At 47.1% G+C, this 17,023-nt stretch carries 12 protein-coding genes; 5 read left to right on the forward strand and 7 right to left on the reverse strand.

Annotated features, from left to right (window positions below):
- Positions 1 to 13: 13 nt before the first annotated feature.
- The 3 genes from JFC07_RS04455 (at position 14) to JFC07_RS04465 (ending at position 3,656) form a co-directional block, all read left to right on the forward strand.
- Positions 14 to 1,357 carry a glycosyltransferase gene (locus JFC07_RS04455; protein ID WP_198328323.1) on the forward strand — a complete coding sequence of 448 codons (1,344 nt, stop codon included), beginning with the start codon at positions 14 to 16 and terminating at the stop codon, positions 1,355 to 1,357.
- Positions 1,357 to 2,577, forward strand: a complete 1,221-nt coding sequence (locus JFC07_RS04460) for a hypothetical protein (RefSeq protein WP_198328325.1) — start codon at positions 1,357 to 1,359, stop codon at positions 2,575 to 2,577. Before JFC07_RS04455 ends, JFC07_RS04460 begins: the two co-directional genes overlap by 1 nt.
- A gap of 71 nt (positions 2,578 to 2,648) precedes the next feature.
- Positions 2,649 to 3,656 (forward strand): glycosyltransferase family 2 protein, encoded by a 1,008-nt coding sequence (locus tag JFC07_RS04465; protein ID WP_198328328.1) that lies wholly within the window; start codon positions 2,649 to 2,651, stop codon positions 3,654 to 3,656.
- A 19-nt stretch (positions 3,657 to 3,675) separates the two neighbouring features.
- Here the strand turns inward: JFC07_RS04465 and JFC07_RS04470 are convergent, their stop codons facing one another.
- Positions 3,676 to 4,428: a hypothetical protein gene (locus JFC07_RS04470; RefSeq protein WP_198328330.1), complete on the reverse strand. Its 753-nt coding sequence runs from the start codon at positions 4,426 to 4,428 to the stop codon at positions 3,676 to 3,678.
- A gap of 382 nt (positions 4,429 to 4,810) precedes the next feature.
- On the opposite strand from JFC07_RS04470, the gene JFC07_RS04475 reads away from it, so the two are divergent.
- Positions 4,811 to 6,559: a chromosome condensation regulator RCC1 gene (locus tag JFC07_RS04475; RefSeq protein WP_198328332.1), complete on the forward strand. Its 1,749-nt coding sequence runs from the start codon at positions 4,811 to 4,813 to the stop codon at positions 6,557 to 6,559.
- Between the two features lie 169 nt (positions 6,560 to 6,728).
- Entirely contained in the window at positions 6,729 to 8,114 is a 1,386-nt protein-coding gene (locus tag JFC07_RS04480; RefSeq protein ID WP_198328334.1) for a di-heme oxidoredictase family protein, read from the forward strand.
- A 340-nt stretch (positions 8,115 to 8,454) separates the two neighbouring features.
- Here the strand turns inward: JFC07_RS04480 and JFC07_RS04485 are convergent, their stop codons facing one another.
- The 6 genes from JFC07_RS04485 to JFC07_RS04510 form a co-directional block, all read right to left on the reverse strand.
- On the reverse strand, positions 8,455 to 10,662 hold the full coding sequence (locus tag JFC07_RS04485) for an AAA family ATPase (RefSeq protein ID WP_192991767.1): 2,208 nt from the start codon (positions 10,660 to 10,662) through the stop codon (positions 8,455 to 8,457).
- On the reverse strand, positions 10,659 to 11,075 hold the full coding sequence (locus tag JFC07_RS04490; protein WP_192991768.1) for a VPA1267 family protein: 417 nt from the start codon (positions 11,073 to 11,075) through the stop codon (positions 10,659 to 10,661). Before JFC07_RS04490 ends, JFC07_RS04485 begins: the two co-directional genes overlap by 4 nt.
- Entirely contained in the window at positions 11,068 to 11,736 is a 669-nt protein-coding gene (gene gmtX / locus JFC07_RS04495; protein WP_192991769.1) for a gamma-mobile-trio protein GmtX, read from the reverse strand. The genes JFC07_RS04490 and gmtX overlap by 8 nt, the downstream gene beginning before the upstream one ends.
- Complete coding sequence (gene gmtZ, locus JFC07_RS04500; protein WP_198328336.1) at positions 11,726 to 14,362, reverse strand: gamma-mobile-trio integrase GmtZ; 2,637 nt, start codon at positions 14,360 to 14,362, stop codon at positions 11,726 to 11,728. The genes gmtX and gmtZ overlap by 11 nt, the downstream gene beginning before the upstream one ends.
- A gap of 2 nt (positions 14,363 to 14,364) precedes the next feature.
- On the reverse strand, positions 14,365 to 15,831 hold the full coding sequence (gene gmtY / locus JFC07_RS04505; RefSeq protein ID WP_180112503.1) for a gamma-mobile-trio recombinase GmtY: 1,467 nt from the start codon (positions 15,829 to 15,831) through the stop codon (positions 14,365 to 14,367).
- 196 nt (positions 15,832 to 16,027) lie between these two features.
- A complete protein-coding gene (locus tag JFC07_RS04510) occupies positions 16,028 to 16,963 on the reverse strand; it encodes a bestrophin family protein (RefSeq protein ID WP_198328338.1) in 936 nt (311 codons plus the stop codon).
- Positions 16,964 to 17,023: the final 60 nt, after the last annotated feature.

Consider the following 17,023-nt stretch of genomic DNA (forward strand, 5'->3'; position numbering starts at 1 on the left):
CTTTGAGGTACTTATGCCCGTTGCTGACCCTGTTAATTTTATAGATGCTATTGATAATAATGCTGAACGCCCTGCCCTTTTAGCGGATAAACCTTTACGCATTGCGATGATTGCTCATTGTTTATATCCTATTGCGCAGCCCTTTGCTGGCGGGCTTGAGATGATTACCCAGCTTATATGTGATGAGCTTGTTGCCCAAGGTCATGAGGTTTTGCTTTATGCGCATCAAGACAGTCAAACGCAGGCCCGCCTCGTCCCAATGCTAACCCGAGAAGCATTTGATAAGATGGTCTATCGGAATGAGCATGAGACTTTAGGCATGAGCCGCGAGGAGATGTATCAGTATTTGGTCTATCAGGATGTGCTACGCGATATCATCGAGCGCGATGAACATGGTGAGATTGACATCGTGCATAATCACAGCTTACATCATATCCCGATGATGACCGGTCAAGCGTTTGGCGCGCGGTTTTTTACCACCTTTCATACGCCTATTTTCCCGCAATTGCGTTTGGCACTATTGACCTTGCGTCATGGTACAACCACCCAGTTTACCGCTATCAGCAAACACCAACAGCAGCTTTTTTCAGAGTTTGTGCCATCACAAGTGGTTTATAACGGCATTGATGTAAAATCCTTTAATGCTAATATTACATCTACGGATGATTTTACCCGTGAAAATGGTGAGGTTTATTTTTGGTTTGGACGTATTTGCCCTGAAAAAGGCACGCATTTGGCCATGCAATACTGTATGGAAGCGGGAAAAAAACTTATCATCGCTGGTCCCAAAAGCAATGAAGCGTATTTTGATGAGCAAGTTGCCCCACTCTTGGCTCAAGATGGTGAAAATGGCGCGCAAAAACTGTTTGATTATGTCGGTCATGTCACCAAAGACGAGGTAAATCGCTACCTCTGTCAAGCGACTGCCATGCTATTTACCAGCACATGGGATGAACCGTATGGTTTAACACTGGCTGAGAGCTTAGCGTGCGGTACGCCAGTGATTGGCTTTGATGTTGGTGCTAGCGCCGAGATTGTCACACCAAGCACCGGTGTTATCGTCGCTAAGGAAGACAAAGACGCTTTTATCAAAGGCTTTACTAAGATTCAAAGCATCTCACGCCAAGCCTGCCGAGAACGCGCCTTACAGTTTTGTTCCGTAGCAGCCATGGTAGCAGGCTATTTAGACTTGTATAAAGCAGCAGTAGCAGAAAGCGAGCAGAAAAAAGGCGTTGAAGCTCCAACAGATGCACATTTAAAACTGAATCCATTTATCCACAGAAATGGCAAAAGCAATAAAGCAGAGTCAATAATCGGTTCAAGCAGTGGCTTAAATAACATAATGGAGCGAGGTTAATGCGGCTTGGTTATTACGCTCATCATCACGGCTCAGGGCACTGCCGCCAAATCGATAAGCTTGCTGCCTTATTACCCACTGAAGCAAGACAGCAATTAACGGTATTTACAAGTTTAACGTCCGATACCTATACGTTTGCGGCTATAGATGAAGCGCAAGTTGTACGACTACCCGCCGAAGATGAACGTGCAGATGATGTACTCGCTGGGCGCGCAGGGCAATATTGGCAACCAACCAGCCTGCATTATTCGCCCGTCGGTAATAGCGATATTCAACAGCGCAGCCATAAAATACTCGATACGATTTATCAGCGCCGCATTGATTTGATGATTATTGATGTCAGCGTTGAAGTCGCCATGCTATGCCGCGCCGCCAGTGTTCCTTACCTTTATGTCAGACTGCCAGGTATTCGCGATGATGTGCCGCATCTAAACGCTTTCGCTGGTGCGCTTGCTTTGCTTGCCCCCTATCCTCGCACATTAGAATCCGCGATGACACTTGATTGGCTGGCTAAAAAAACCCTCTATCTTGACTTTATCAACACTGAGCAAAGGGATGCGCAAACTTACCAAGTTTTTATAAAACACTTAATGCAGCTTACCACTGATGAAAAAGCACTCTCTTTGATGCTAAATGATAAGGATAAAGATACGCCAACTATCGTTACCGTCATTAAAGGCTATGGTGGGCATCAAGCCATTGATGCAAAACTGCCCGAGCTGCGGCAGCTTTTACCACATGCCTTTATTATATCGCTTGGCCCTATCGACGAGGATAAACGGCATTATGTTGACATCGCAGTCGATGTAAGTGATGTAACGCCATTTATCGTACATAGCGATTATCTACTAATGGCGTGCGGTCTAAATGCCGTCGCCCAAGCCTGTGATTATGCAACGCCACTGGTCGTTCTACCTGACGACCGTCCCCATCAAGAGCAAGAGGTAATGGCAGAGGCCTTGATAATCCAAGGACGCGCCTTAAGTTGGCAGCAATTTAAAGACTTAATGATTGCAAGCGTCACACACAAGCTAAGTGGCAAAACTGTCAATCAATCTGCACGAATCCAATCCTTATCAAAGCCTGATAATGCAACACTTAAGCAAAAATCTGTACAGACAGCTCAAGCGTTTATGCAGAGTATGGCCGAGTACCCAACGACTAAAGCTTGGTTTGAACAATGGTTGCTGCCGCAGCTTGCCTTAAAGCCTGAACGTTAAATGCAATAACTATCAATAACGTCACAGCAAAAATATAAAAGCCAAATTAACAAAAGAGGCACTGACAAACAATGACCGTAAAACCCATCACAAATCCCAATGAGGTTTCTGAGCATGTGCCGGTAACGGTAATCACGACTTGTTATGGACGCAATCGCCATCTGTATAATCTGCTCAGTAGTCTTGCGAATGGCAGCGTTCAGCCCGATGAAGTTATTATTGTCAATGACGATGCCGACCCTAAACGTCTGGCTGAGTTTGCTTTAAACATTGTCAAGATTCCCACGAACGCAGGTTTAGTGGACAGCACAAACCATCAAACGTTAGGAAAATCGGACAAAACCGAATTTGATATCGGTCATAATCGTAATATTGGCGCCGCACGTGCCAGCCATGGCACGCTGATATTTTTGGATGTTGATTGCATCGTAGCGCCGAGCTTTATTGAACAACTAAGCACAAAATTAAACCAGTATCCAAACGCTCTACTGATGGGACAACCGCGCTATTTGACGCGACCTTTATCAAGCGAGGAAAGCTTGGCGTTGCAAAAGGGCGCGCTGACTAATAATTACTTAAACCATCTATCTGTTTATAATCCTTATCGTGATAACTTCGATGCGAAACAATCGATTTCTACTGAGGCAGCACCGACAGCTATTAAAAAAACAAATGATTACGGCGCTTTTTGGAGTTTATGCTTTGCGATTAAACGTGAAAAGTTTGAGCAAATAGGGGGTTTTGATACGCAGTACACTGGTTATGGCGTAGAAGATACTGACTTTGCCTTTACTGCCTTTCAGTTAGATATTGATTTTTATCTGACCGCCGACCTTATTTATCATCAGCAGCACGCTGTCTATCGCCCGCCTCTCAATCATTTGGAAAGCATTATCGTCAATGCCAATCGTTTTTATCAAAAATGGCAATGCTGGCCTATGGGCGGCTGGCTTGAACAGTTCTGCAAAATGGGATTGATTGATTGGACGCACGAGCAATCAAATTCGATTACGCTGTTACGCCAGCCTAGCAGTAAGGAGATAGAGTTGGCTTATTGTCCCGATGCCGCCTACGTTTAAATTACCAATCTCCCCTTGCCTAATACTGGCGTATGATCTCCACCTCTGGCGGCGGCGAACTCATTTCACGGCGCTCAAATTCCCAATTATGCCCTTGCCAAAAATGCGCGGTTTTATCGTTGTCATTAAAACCTATCATTAATAATTGCAGCGGTAGCGGTGCTTTTTGCAGCAGCTGCACATGCTCTCGCGCCGATAGCAACAAGCGATACAACAAAAAGCCTGAAGAAGGGGCTGAAGAGTGAATATCTGTAAAGTAAGGATAGTCCTCAACGACCGGATGGCGCTCCGATAACACGCTATGATGCGCCGCATCCTGCAACAACACTTGCACCGCCGGTGGTAACGTCAGTATGCGATCATCATCAATCGGGTCATCATCGGGACTTGGGTCATCACTGGGCAAAGGAAATTGATAAGGCCGATTGCTCAGTAAAATACCTAATGGTGCCGCTTTTGCCATGCGCTTCATCACCGCGACATTGTTGCTCCTTGGTGGCAAACCAAAATGCAGTTTACTATCGCCAATTTGGCGAAAAAACAACAATTTAGGCAGGCTACTGGCAAGCGGGTGGTTGGCAAAAAAATCAGCATTAATAAAATGGTTAAATAACACCAAAACATCGTCAGGGCGTAATAACTGCTCAAGTTTATCAGTGCAAATAGAAGGGTTATTGGCGATAAAGACGATGCGTTTATTTTGCTTTAACGCGGTTTGGATGTTGAGTGGCAGGGCTGTAAATGCAGCGGCTTCTTTGCTTATTTTATTCAAATTATCCTCATAATTAGGGGCTGGTTATTGCGATATTAATAATTTGTTATCGAACAAATTTTCAAAAACTCAAGTCTGTATAAATGACTTACCTTTCTACCTTAATATACCTCACTTTTTCATAGATAAAAGCCTATCCAAAAATAATATTCATTGTATTGTATTGACTATTTACCTTAAAACTCATTTTCTAAAACCCTTAACTACCCTTATATAAAAAACACTTATCTTCAATCCATCAAATCAACATTTTTATTTATATATTAATAATAATTATCATTTGTAATATTATTCGCATCCATAGTTACACCCATTTTACGCTATGTTGCTATTTCCTATATTTAAACACCTATTCTTTTATTGATCATTTATTGAGGTTTTTATGCGCTTATCCCGTCTTAGCCAAGTAGTGGCACTTATCAGCGCGACTTTGATGCTAACTGCTTGTGGCAATGATTCTGATGACACCACAATCATTGATGGGACGCCGCCACTTTTGACCACTGATAGCAACTTTACCGATGGCTATAGCGCGGTGGCGGCAATATTTGTTTCTGGGCAAGTGCAAGATAGCAGTGGCATCAAATCGTTGACATATAAGCGCAACGAAGAGCCAGTGCAAAGCTTAGACTTTGATACAAACGGGGATTTTGACGCGCGTATTTTATTGGCATTGGGTAGCAATAAAATCACTTTAGAAGCCACAGATAATAACGGCAACATCATGCGCTCGACCAAAACTGTCTATCTAGGCGATACTGTCGCGGCGGGTGGCTCACATACGGCTGCTCTGCGCGATGGACAACTGTATGGTTGGGGGCGCAATAATTATGGACAAACCGGTCTGGGAATGACGACGAAAGTTGCCGACGTCATGGGTCATCCAGCTACCCCCATGCTGATGCACAGTGCGCCAAAAGACCTGGTGTCTATTAAGTTTAATCAAAATCATTCGCTGGCGCTAGATGCTAAAGGTCAGGTTTATAGTTGGGGCGAAGATATTTCTGGGCAATTAGGACGCGGCGAGACTGGTCGCAATGACTGTAGTAAAACAGAAGACTGCCGCCTAGATATTGGCGCTATCGCTGGTATTGATAATGCGCTGATGGTAGCAGCAGGTTACAATCATAACTTGGTACTGACCAAAGACGGCAGCGTGTGGGCGTTTGGTGCCAACACCCAAGGACTGCTTGGTAATGCGACAACGATAGAGAGCAGCACACCAGTAAAGGTTGATTTTTCAGCAGCCGCTGACATCGGGCATATCGTGCAAGTGGTGGCCAGTGCCAATAGCTCGTACGCCTTAGATGATAAAGGTCAAGTTTGGGGCTGGGGCAGCGACGCCTATGCCAATCTAGGTCGCGGGCAAGAATGTAACCAAGCCAATAACTGTATCAATGTTAATGCAAGGCCGATTCGTATTGATGTTCTGAGCGGCAATACCAACGCTCATACCAATGTTGACGTTCATACTACTAACGCTATTGTCCCTACTCCTCAGCTTGCCTCTGACCCAAACATTGGCCTTGAAAAAGTGACCCAACTTGCCGCTGGACGCGACCATGTATTGGCGCTAACCAATAAGGAAGCGATCTACGCTTGGGGGCTTAATGCCAGTAGCCAAATAGGTTATAACGGTAAGCATTTCAAAGGCACTCAAAGCGCTTGGAAAAGCACCATTGTTAAGCCAACCAAACTTCCATGGTTTACTGATAAAAATATTCGCCGTATCTATGCCAATGGCAATGCCAGCTATGCGCTGCTGGACGATGTGCCATCGAACAATGGAACAACAGAAAATGGCTCAGCGACAGACGGTATCCTTTATGCGTGGGGTATGTTTGGGGAAACAAATAGCGCAGGCAAAACTGTCTATAAGGATTTAGATGAGCCGACCAATAAATTACCTAACTTAAAAAATATCGACAATATGGCGATGGGCGTCATGCACTTGATCGCCCATGAAAAACCTCTGCAGCAAAATACCAATACTAATACCAATACCTCGCATAGAGACGGTCAACTCTTTACATGGGGTTGGAGCTTTGAGGGCTCACTCGGTAATAAAGACACTACCCACGTTTGGATGTATAACACTCCTATGCCAGTCAATTTACCAAGCCAGCTATAAACGCGACTTATCTTTAACATGAGTATGCAATAGCAAATGTAGTGAACAAGGGCAGCCAAATTCATGTTGCCCTTGTTAAATTATGGTTTTGTTAATTTCTGCTTACTCATCTTTGGTATTTTTTTTCATAATTTAATAAATGATATTTTTAGCCATTTTAGGTCTTACCATGTCTCTACTGCCTCATTCACCAAATCACTGCTCACCAAACCTTTCAAATCCTCTCTCTACTCTTTTATTCCCTGTCATACGCCGTGCGCTATTTTGTTTAACGGTAACTTTACTACTAAGCGCTTGTGGCGGCTCGGACGGTTCCGATAACTCAAACAATGACAGCTCTAACACCCCGAATTTACCTAGCCAGCCTACGCCGCCAACTATACCTGAAAACCCAGACAGCCCAAACAATCCTGCAACTGATATCAATTGGCTACCAGCCAATCAAGGTCGTGTGCTCTTTGATGGCGTTGGCCCCTTATTTAACGCCAATGCCTGCACCCAGTGCCATAGTGCTGAAGGACGCAAACCCATTTATGCGGCAAATGGCGAGCTAAGTGACGCCATATTATTTAGGCTCGGCAACAAACAAGGGATTGCGCACACTTATTACGGCGAGCAAATGCAACATCAAAGTATCGATGCCAGCATCGCACCCGAAGGTAAAATGCGCTACACCATCACAGCGAGTAATGGCAACCAACCTGCCAGTATCCAGTTTCACTTTAGCGCAACCGACCCCAATCAGCCGCTGGGAGATACCGCTATCAGTGGGCGCATCTCACCGCAATTGGTCGGCATGGGTTTGCTCGACCTAATTCCTGAGGCGGATATCATTGCGGCAGCTGACCCTGACGATAACAATCAAGACGGCATCAGTGGGCGCGTACATTGGGTACAGGATGGCAAACAGCGGCGCATTGGCCGCTTTGGTTGGAAGGCGATTAACTCAAGCCTACGCACCCAAAACGCCAATGTCATGTCACAAGATATGGGTTTGACCACTTCCGTATTTATGGAACCTAACTGTACGGTCAATCAGCCGATTTGTTGGACAGCGCCCAATGGCGGCACGCCTGAGGTTTCAGACAGCAGCTTGGATGCAGTGACTGATTTTATGACTGCCTTGGCAGTGCCTGAGCGCCGAGTGGCTGATTTATCGACCTTTAATAAAGGCGCGCAGCTCTTTACCCAAGTGGGCTGCGCGAGCTGTCATACGCCAAAACAAAAAACGGGCGCTAGCGTGCGCTTTCCGCTGCTCGCACAGCAAACCATTTATCCTTATACCGATTTATTGCTGCACGATATGGGCGAAGGTTTAGATGACGGCGTTAAAGAAAAAAATGCCGAAAGCTATGAGTGGCGTACACCGCCATTATGGGGTATTGGTATTGTCGCACGTGACCCAGAAGCACGGTTTTTGCATGATGGTCGCGCCAGCAGCTTGACAGAAGCGATACTTTGGCATGGCGGTGAAGCAGAAAGTGCTAAGACACGTTTTAGACAATTACCTGCCACGCAACAACAAACGCTGCTAAGTTTTTTAAACGGCATTTAATAATCATTATGACAAGGTGAAATAAAAAAGACCGCTTATGAAGTATATAGTAAATTCTATGTAATTCTCTGACTGACTGACTGAAAGCCCCTTGAATACTGAGTTCTTGGGGCTTTTTTATTTTTACACAGTGTGTAATAAAGTGTGTAAAAAGCAAAAGCGGTAATCAGGGCGCGTGTCGGGTTCAGAGGCGGCATCAACTTCGGGAGCCGCGAAGAAGGCTAGCGGCTGCATCGGGTTTCGTGGAAGCTGGGCTAGTCAGGATTGAACCGCCCAGTGGTCGAGGTTCCGCTCTGTTGAGACCTCAGTACTAAACACGTTCATAGTGTCGCTAATCAGGTCAGCGAACGGCTGACCTGTCGGGGCAAAGGAATGGCGCTATGTTAGTGATTCGTTTGGAGGCTGAGTTCCCCATGTCGATAGCGCTTTGAATCAGGCTTGAATCTCCCATCATCACTAACTCACTGGATGGGCGAGTAACCGCCGTATATAGCAATGATTGGTCAGTCATTCTTGAGGCGTAGCTTGGCAGCATGAGTATGCACTTAGGCCACTGAGACCCTTGCGATTTGTGGATCGTAATAGCGTAACCAAGATCGATATTTTCGATGGTGTCGTCAGTTATATCGATGAGATTCCCATCAATATTCATAAGCCCATACGCCCCATCTTGAGGGCTATCATAGACCTCAACGATTTCACCCAGATCGCCGTTGCGTATATCGGCCTCGTAGTCGTTTCGTGTGACCATAATACGGTCACCCAATCGGAGCTTTGCACCACTTCGAGTAATCCATGGAATCCACTCTAGCCAAGGGTGCTTGTGGTGAAGCTCATCAGGCGCATACTCATCATATTGTGCCTGTATAAGCTTGTTGATCTCTTCAACTCCCAATGGCCCTTTGCGGGTAGGTGTCAGGACAATGCAATCTGCGGCTGATTTGGTTTTCTTGTACTCTGCCACGAGGGTTTCATGTGTGGATTCTGGCAGGTATCGGGTATCACCAGTTGAGCTGTTGAGCAGTTTCGCATCCAGCTCTCCATTTCGGATTGAAGTCGCCAGTTGATGGATGCCACTTTGCTCGCCCTGACGCTTAACCTGCGTCAGTTCGAACACAGGTAGGGCGCTATTCATCGCTGCGTGGAAAATAAGACCGCCGCCAACAGGAGGAAGTTGTGATACATCACCAACCAAGACGACACGCGTTGCGTAAGGTAGCAGCCCAACAACTTTATAAGCCGACACAAGGTCAACCATAGAGGCTTCATCGACTACAAGGAGGAGATGTTCCTCTACATCAGGCTTCTTCTCACCAAGGTGGTCGGATATAAACTTGGCAATCGTCTGCGCGGGTCGGCCAGTGCTTTCCGCCATTCGCTGTGCAGCTCGACCTGACAGTGCCAGTTGATGAATCGCCATGCCAGATGACAGCTTCTCGTAAACAGCCAACATCGCCAGAAGAATGGTCGTTTTACCTGTTCCAGCACCGCCTGAAATGATAGATACAGAAGACTTTACAGCCCCAATAACAGCCTCACGTTGTTCGGCAGTCATTGCGAAGGGCAGCGAGCTTTCAAATGATTTGAGTGCCGCCTCAATCTTGTCGTTTGTGAGGTCTTTCTCCCACTCAGCGAGCAATGAGCCCGAACCTTTCGAACGTTGCTGACACTTAACCAAGAAGCGTCCAACGGTACGCTCCTGAATCGCGGCACCGAGGCTCTGAAAACCACCCTCAACCTTGAGGAGCGAACCGTGTTTTATCGCTGCATCAGTTACACCGTTTGAATCAAGTTCGAGACCTTTACACAGGGACTTTGAACGCTCTTCAAGTTTATCTTCAGGTATGACCGTCGAGCCCGTTGAGAAACAGTGTTCGGTGGCGATCTGCTCTGCTATCGCCGATTTGATACGACTGTCGGGGACATCCAGCTTCATGCTTTTGATCAGCTTGAGCGTATCATCAAAAGACACGCCAAACGCAGTGAGAATCAGGGGGTCATCACTGATCGTTTTCACGGGATCGTCATAGACTCTCGCAAGAGTCTGAGCGAGTGAGAGCGGGAGCTTTGACCCTTGCAGCCACTCTAGCGCCGCGTAGAATCGCTCTGACGGCCATTTCTCAATGATTGCGTGTGCTGATTGGGTTGATACGCCTGCAACGCTTGTAAGCGCCTCAACGTCCTTCTGACGGACTCTACTATCAAGGTCGGGATATTGGCGCACCAAGCGCTTTGCTTTTACTTCGCCGACCCCCTCGATGTTCGCAGCAATCCATCTCGCCAACAGTTCGCCTGATGGACGAAGGAACTCAGCCTCTTTGACCTTCATGTAGCGCTCAGTAATGTCCTGATTGCCCGCTTTGAACGTATGATTCCTCGTACCGCCCGCGACGTTCCAGACTGTGCCCACCTCAGCGGCATCCCTGTACTTCTCAGGAAATAACAAACACAACGTAGTCATGCGTCTGATGATCGATCCATCATCAGCAATCTCCCACGCTGTACGAACTCCTGAGCCGCGTATCTTAGCGATTTGAACCCTCATCATCGTGGCTGATAACCTGTTTCCAGCAGCACCTCTTTCATCGCTGCATACTTTTCGTTCTCGCGCTTTAGCTGGGCATTTTCAGCCTTGAGTTTAACGATTTGATCCATCAGCTTACTGACTTCGGCACTGGTTGATGCAACCCGTTTTTCAGAGCGCTCACGAGCCGCTTTGTGAGCCTTCGTGTCAGCCTCTTTTTCACCGAACCAGCGGACATCTGCCGCCTCAATCATCTGGCGAATTTGGTCGTTCGAACCCATTGATGAGCGAGGTATGCCCAGCTCATCGAACAATGCCGAACGATTGATAATTCCACGGCGCTCATACTCTCCGTAGTCGCCTGTCGCATCGCGCTCGGCAATCCACTGCTGGACAGCCAGAGCATTGTCTTTGCCCTTCTGAACTCCGTTACTCATCGATCTCACCTAGGAGTTTCTTTAGACCTGTCAGAAAGCCGCGAGGTAGGATTTCCTGACCGTACTCATCCTTCACCTGTCCATGGGCGGTAGCCTTGAAATCCAGCGCTTCTAGCCATTCTTCGGTGCAGACCGATTGAAAGGCTTTGATCTCGTTCTCTGAGCAGATGCCTTTCAGGGACGGTAGCAGTTCAACCGTGGCTTCAGATTGGGGCGCGGTGTACGTTGCTGGGCGCTTATCAATCACGATCTGCGTCTGATTTTTGAGCATATTCACTTCGCTCTTGTAGCGATCACGCTCACGGATTATCTGACCAAACAAGGCACGTACTGCCGTGTCATCGATGCGTTCCAGCAACTCATAATCCTGCCCCGATTTGCGAGCAGCCACTGAAGGCGGCTTCTTGGTTGTGGTCTGCGCCTTCGCTGCCCAAGCCTCAATCAAGTCGCGGTAATGCTTGTTAGCTGTTGCGCGAATTGACGGATAACCAACGCCGTTTGCTTCCTCTGAAACACGTCCAATTGTCGTGATCGAAAAGTCACGCTTACCCTCCTCAAAATAGGCTTTGAGCGTTTCGTTGAGCTTATCCAGCGAAGATTGCGTTTTAGCGGTTTTGCCAGCCTTCAACGTCTCCAAGACAACGTCTATATCAATCTGCATCGGTCACCTCCACCAGTGAAATGCGCTTGGCGTTATCACTCGCTAGGGTCAGCGGCGTGATGTTACGTAGCTCCTCAAAGCCTGATTCCAGCAAGCGTGCATCGGTCAGATATTTCTGAGCCTCAATGTAATCTGATGCGATTCGATACCCTTCAAGCTTGTCATCAGGGTTGGCAATCATCGCCATTTTTCGCATGATCGCATTACCTGCAATAAGCTGAGCCTGTTCATCCATTTCAAGGAAAACAGGTTGGTAGCCAGAGCGTGCCATCATGCGGCTTAGAGCGTTGGTACGCTTAGCAATCGCAGGGGTTTTACGCAGGTCATCGTGCAAGTCGGGATAGAACTCAGCATCGTCACACAGTAGCGACAAATGCAGCAGTTCAGACTCAGTTTCGATGAACTTCATGCTTACACTAAGATCCTCACCAGAGCCCACCGCAATCAGCTTCTGCCCGTCATCGTCATCCTCACGCTGGTTCTCAATCTGGATGACGCGGTTAATCAGATTGAAGGTCGCAATGTAGTCTTTGACGTATTCGTCAGCCTCAACTCGCTGCTTTTCGTATCGGCGCTCAAGGGCTTGCAGTTGCTCAAGTTTGAGGAAGGGGTGACCCTGCTCTTCAGCCATATACAGCTCGTCTTTAAGCGCCTCCAGATCGCCCTCAAGCTCAGTCGCCAGTTTTGCCGCCTGATGCGCTTTGTAGCTGATCTGGTTGAAGTGTGAGTTGAGCGCAGGCAGGTAGCTTGCATCGGTAATAAACCAACGGCAACGCGGGCAGTTTTCAGGGCCATGGGGTACAGCGCCATAAACGCGAGCATCTTTAGAGGCCCCATCTCTGATTATTGGGCCACCATTCCAGCAGCCGCCCACGATTGAAAGCTCATCGGAACGCACAGTATTACCGCCGACCAAACAGAGTCCCGTTGCACGCTCTTCCCAACCGATAGGATTACGGTTGGCAAGAACAGCCTCTACCGAGTTGTGGTCATCCGAATGATAAGCGGCACGTAGTTCGATCTGATTCATCTCAGCATCGACCAGAAAATTCTTGAGCGACGACTCGCCTTTTTCGATGAGCCTTGCGTTGGCTTCTTTCATCGTTTCAGCCATGACTGAAGGCGTGATCTTGTTGTAGTAGATCGTCATCAGCAGGCGCGTATGCCCTGCTAAAAGTTTAGATATAACAGGCAGAGGAAGATCAGTATCCATGGCGTAGCAAGTGATCAGCGATACCCTCAAGCTGTGTAGCGGGTATTCTGTCGCTACTTTTGCAGATTCGTTACCAGCGTAATCCTCACCGTAATCCTTAACGAAGCGCAGGCGTTCACCGTTCGTCATCGTTTGGCCGCTGGCAAACACATCATCTTCAAGTTTAGATAAGAGGCGATACCAAGGGTTCGATATTTCGTTAGCGCTAATGCAAAACTGAGAGTTTGGTGCACGGAACAAGAATGCAAACTCTCCTATTGCCTTTTTTTGCGCTTCGGATTTAGTGTTTCCGAAGTGTTTACGCTTAAGCTCTGTGCCTTTGGCTAGACGATCTACTGGATTGTACTTCTCTTGCCAATTACGAAGTTTTTCCAGCCAATACAGCAGTTCTTCGTGCTCCCACGGGACGGTGTAGCCGCGTTGGATTTCATCTTTATTCTGGTCGGCTGTTTTGTTTGTGGAGATGTACAGACCCGTTGAATAGCTCTCGCTCATCGAGTCGAAAATACGCTTGAACACACCTTTCTGATAAGGGCGTTTAGCGGTGCCGTACTTAAACGCGTGCTTGGTGTTTTCCACCCACTGACCCTGTTCGTAACGCCACGTATCGCCTTCACCAGAGTCCAGAAAACGCACCTGAAACGAGCGCAGCGGCAGGTGAAGTTTGGTAAACATAAACATCGCCATAACAGGCGACCAGATTTCGTGAATCTCTATCGGTTCATAGTTTTTACCGACTTTGCGTGAAACAGTTCGAGTGCGGGAGATACAGTCTGGATCGTCAGGGTCAATCACCTCAGGCGAAACCTCCATCCACGCAAGATTTCCACTTTGAAGGTGTTCAATTGACCAGTGCCAATCGCTGAAATGACGACCTATCCACGGCTTCTGAGTATTGGATTCGGGAGGATAAGAACAGACAATCTGGCGTAACTGCTGGATGTAACGGTAAGGTAGTGGGCTGTGGACGGTTTCAGTATTTGAGCGCGAGCTGGCAATTCTATCAAAAGGGTTCTGATACAGAGGAATAGAAGTTCCATTATCAGCTTCGGCGCACAAATGTGTCTTTAGAATGTAATCCGACAACTCAACAGTGTAAGTAACATACATGTGATTATCTGAATTTACCCCTTTGGATTTGAGGTAGTTATTAAACTCTTCGCTTGAGACCTTGTGCCCCTGAGGGTGTCCTTGAAACATGGAGACGACATCAACCGCATACGGAGCGTGGGTCGCAAGATAGTTTAAGAAGTGTCTGATACCTTTGAGTTTATGACCAATACCTGCCTGTTCTTGAGCAAGCCATTCAGTCCCATACTGCTGCCACTGTAGCCAGTCTGGCCCTAAATCTTCAGTGATCCAGTTCAGCGTTAGATCGGTGCTATAACCTTTCGCTTTTGATTTCTTAACCATCGTTACTTCTTCCCTAATCGTGGATTCTTGCCCGTGAAATACCCATCGGGGTCTATATCTTCAAAGCCATGTTCTGCCAGTGTTTTCCAGTCAAATGAGTTAGCCAGTTTTGGCGTGTCCGATTCCAGCTTGAGCTGATCAGAAGCGTTGGAAAGGGCATTCGAAACTTGCTGACTGGACGGCATCGTATACGGGTCTTGAGACGCTAGGCTTTTATGATGCAGGCACTTTTTGATAACCAGCGGATCAACCCCTGCGCTAGTCAGTTCACGACCAAAGCGATGTCGATGTCCGTGAGGGTCAAGACCCTCTGCTTTATTGGGCTCTAAGCCGATTCGTCTCAGACCCGCTGCATAGCTCTGGTTAAAGGCATTCTGGGTGTATGGATTACCCAAGTAGCGCGAATCGAAGCTGATAAATGCATACGGGTGATTGCAGGGTACAGCGGCTCGGTAAACCAGATATTCACGCCACAGTTTCATGAACACATAGCGGTATTCGTTAGGGAAAAAGTAACCTTCTAGGTAACTATCCTTGTGGTCTACCATTCTCGACTTCCACCCAAGGCGCTGAGTGCCTAGCATCTCTTGTCGTGGGATTCTTCCGTATTTTTCCTGCAAATAGGCTTTGCGCGTACTCACGCCTTTGCGTGATTTCCAGTTATCAGGAGCCTTACCATCGATCTCGTTGTAGATTCGGACAATCACCGCATCATTGTCATGTGGATCTTCAAAAACGTCAGTCACCCACAGCAACAGAGCCTCACTGGCCCTGAATCCAGCGCCTTGCATCAGTAACAGGATAAGCTTGTCACGCAGAGCAACACGAGGATCGCTAGCGCCACCGACACCATTCAGGTAAAAGTTCTCGAAATGCTTTGCTGGAAAGGCGATAGCATCATCTTCCGTCTTGGCGAGGGGCGTTCTTCCTTTGATGGAGCGCGCCCTTTTGACCGTGGTGTTGAACGACTTGTCCTTGATGTGTCCTAAGAAGTCATTTCTATTTTTGCGGAACCACGCGGCATACTGAATGCGCTCTTCATGCTTGGTGGCAGTTCTGAGCGCGTTAAGCTCTTTGCCCAGTCCCTGATCACTCATCCACTGAGTGAAGCTAGTGAGATGCGATATATGTCGGGAAATGGTGCTTGTCGTTGCTGGAATCCAGTACAGACCTGACGGATCAAGTCCGTCATCGCCAACTGTTCCGCTATATAATCGACGGACGAACACTCTGAATAAATCTTCGGGATCGTTGAACATGGACTTGTTGGCGTCCATGAATTCGATCAGCAAGATAATAGATCGAATGTGCTTGGAAATAGTCGATTGAGAAGTACCGTTCACATGCAAACTCAGCACATAGTCGGCTACTGATTCCAGCACGCCTTCATCAGTCAAAATGACAGGTATTTCTGTGGCGATGCCACTACTGTCCTCGACTATTTTTGCAGTAACTTTGGTCGCTATCATCTCGATTCCTTACACATATTACACACAATATACTATAAGTACTCCTACATTTCAAGCAAAAAATAACCCCCTTTACAGGAGGTTATTATCAAAATTACACACTTTTAGGTACTATAAAGAACTAGAGTGGTCTTTTTTATGCCATAAATGTTAATAGCGTAAATTTTGTTGCCATATTCATTTTATGATAAAAAGATTATTGCAAATAGCCGTTTTTAGCCATGATGTTTGGCGGCAACTCGGTTTCACCCAAGGCTTCTAGCAAATTAATCTCGATATTCCTGGATAAAGCGGTCAGCGGTAATTGGTTGGCTGCCAGCCCAAAAGGCTCTTCCAACTCTTCACTTAGCGCATCCAAACCAAAAAAGGTATAAGCAATAACGCCGCAAATCAAAGGTGTCACCCAGCCTAAAGAAGAAACCAAACCAAAAGGCAGCATAAAGCAGTACAAATACGTCGTACGATGCACCAGCAGCGTATAAGCAAACGGCAATGGCGTGCTATGAATACGCTCACAGGCGGATAAAACCACCGTCATCGAATTGATGCGCTCGTCCATATTTTGCAGCATAAGATCTGACGTCAAGCGCTGCTGCCGACAATAGCCAAGCTCCTTACCAAGCAGACGCAGCAGATAATCCGGCAAATTTTGCGCCTCCTTCATGCTGGTATGATGAATAGGTTCGACAAAGCGCTCAACATCTTGCCAAGGCGCACTGTCACGTAGTCGATGGCGCAGCGCATGGGTAAAAGCGATGCTCAGATACACCAGTCGGCGCTGGCTATCGCGCCCTTTCTCACCCTCATCATCTATATCATCTATATAAGACAGCACTTGACGAGTAAAGCTGCGCGTATCATAGACCAATTGCCCCCATAGCCCTCGAGCTTCCCACCAGCGCTGATAACTGGCGTTATTGCGAAAACCTAAAAACAGCGATAAGGCTATCCCAAGCAAGGTAAACGGCGCGACGCTATAAGAAGAAAAAGAGCTGGGAAACCCATGCTGGATATTGGTGATAAAGGCACTAATTAAACTAATGAGCAAAATCTGCGGATAGACCTTGGGCAGAATGGAGCCACGCAAGGTAAAAAGCAGTTTGATGGCGCTTGGCTTTTGCTTGACGATCATTTTAACGTCCTAACGAATGGTGCTTATAATTGGTGCTTATAGAGTAAAACTGGCGTTATT

This window comes from Psychrobacter faecalis, assembly GCF_016107575.1.
In the GTDB taxonomy this organism is placed as follows: domain Bacteria; phylum Pseudomonadota; class Gammaproteobacteria; order Pseudomonadales; family Moraxellaceae; genus Psychrobacter; species Psychrobacter faecalis.

Excerpts from the sequence above, each read along its gene's own strand:
- JFC07_RS04465 (WP_198328328.1), top strand. The coding sequence starts at position 2,649 with ATGACCGTAAAACCCATCACAAATCCCAATGAGGTTTCTGAGCATGTG.
- gmtX (WP_192991769.1), bottom strand. The coding sequence starts at position 11,736 with ATGCAGATTGATATAGACGTTGTCTTGGAGACGTTGAAGGCTGGCAAA.
- gmtY (WP_180112503.1), bottom strand. The coding sequence starts at position 15,831 with ATGATAGCGACCAAAGTTACTGCAAAAATAGTCGAGGACAGTAGTGGC.
- JFC07_RS04490 (WP_192991768.1), bottom strand. The coding sequence starts at position 11,075 with ATGAGTAACGGAGTTCAGAAGGGCAAAGACAATGCTCTGGCTGTCCAG.
- JFC07_RS04475 (WP_198328332.1), top strand. The coding sequence starts at position 4,811 with ATGCGCTTATCCCGTCTTAGCCAAGTAGTGGCACTTATCAGCGCGACT.
- JFC07_RS04510 (WP_198328338.1), bottom strand. The coding sequence starts at position 16,963 with ATGATCGTCAAGCAAAAGCCAAGCGCCATCAAACTGCTTTTTACCTTG.
- gmtZ (WP_198328336.1), bottom strand. The coding sequence starts at position 14,362 with ATGGTTAAGAAATCAAAAGCGAAAGGTTATAGCACCGATCTAACGCTG.
- JFC07_RS04455 (WP_198328323.1), top strand. The coding sequence starts at position 14 with ATGCCCGTTGCTGACCCTGTTAATTTTATAGATGCTATTGATAATAAT.
- JFC07_RS04480 (WP_198328334.1), top strand. The coding sequence starts at position 6,729 with ATGTCTCTACTGCCTCATTCACCAAATCACTGCTCACCAAACCTTTCA.
- JFC07_RS04485 (WP_192991767.1), bottom strand. The coding sequence starts at position 10,662 with ATGATGAGGGTTCAAATCGCTAAGATACGCGGCTCAGGAGTTCGTACA.
- JFC07_RS04460 (WP_198328325.1), top strand. The coding sequence starts at position 1,357 with ATGCGGCTTGGTTATTACGCTCATCATCACGGCTCAGGGCACTGCCGC.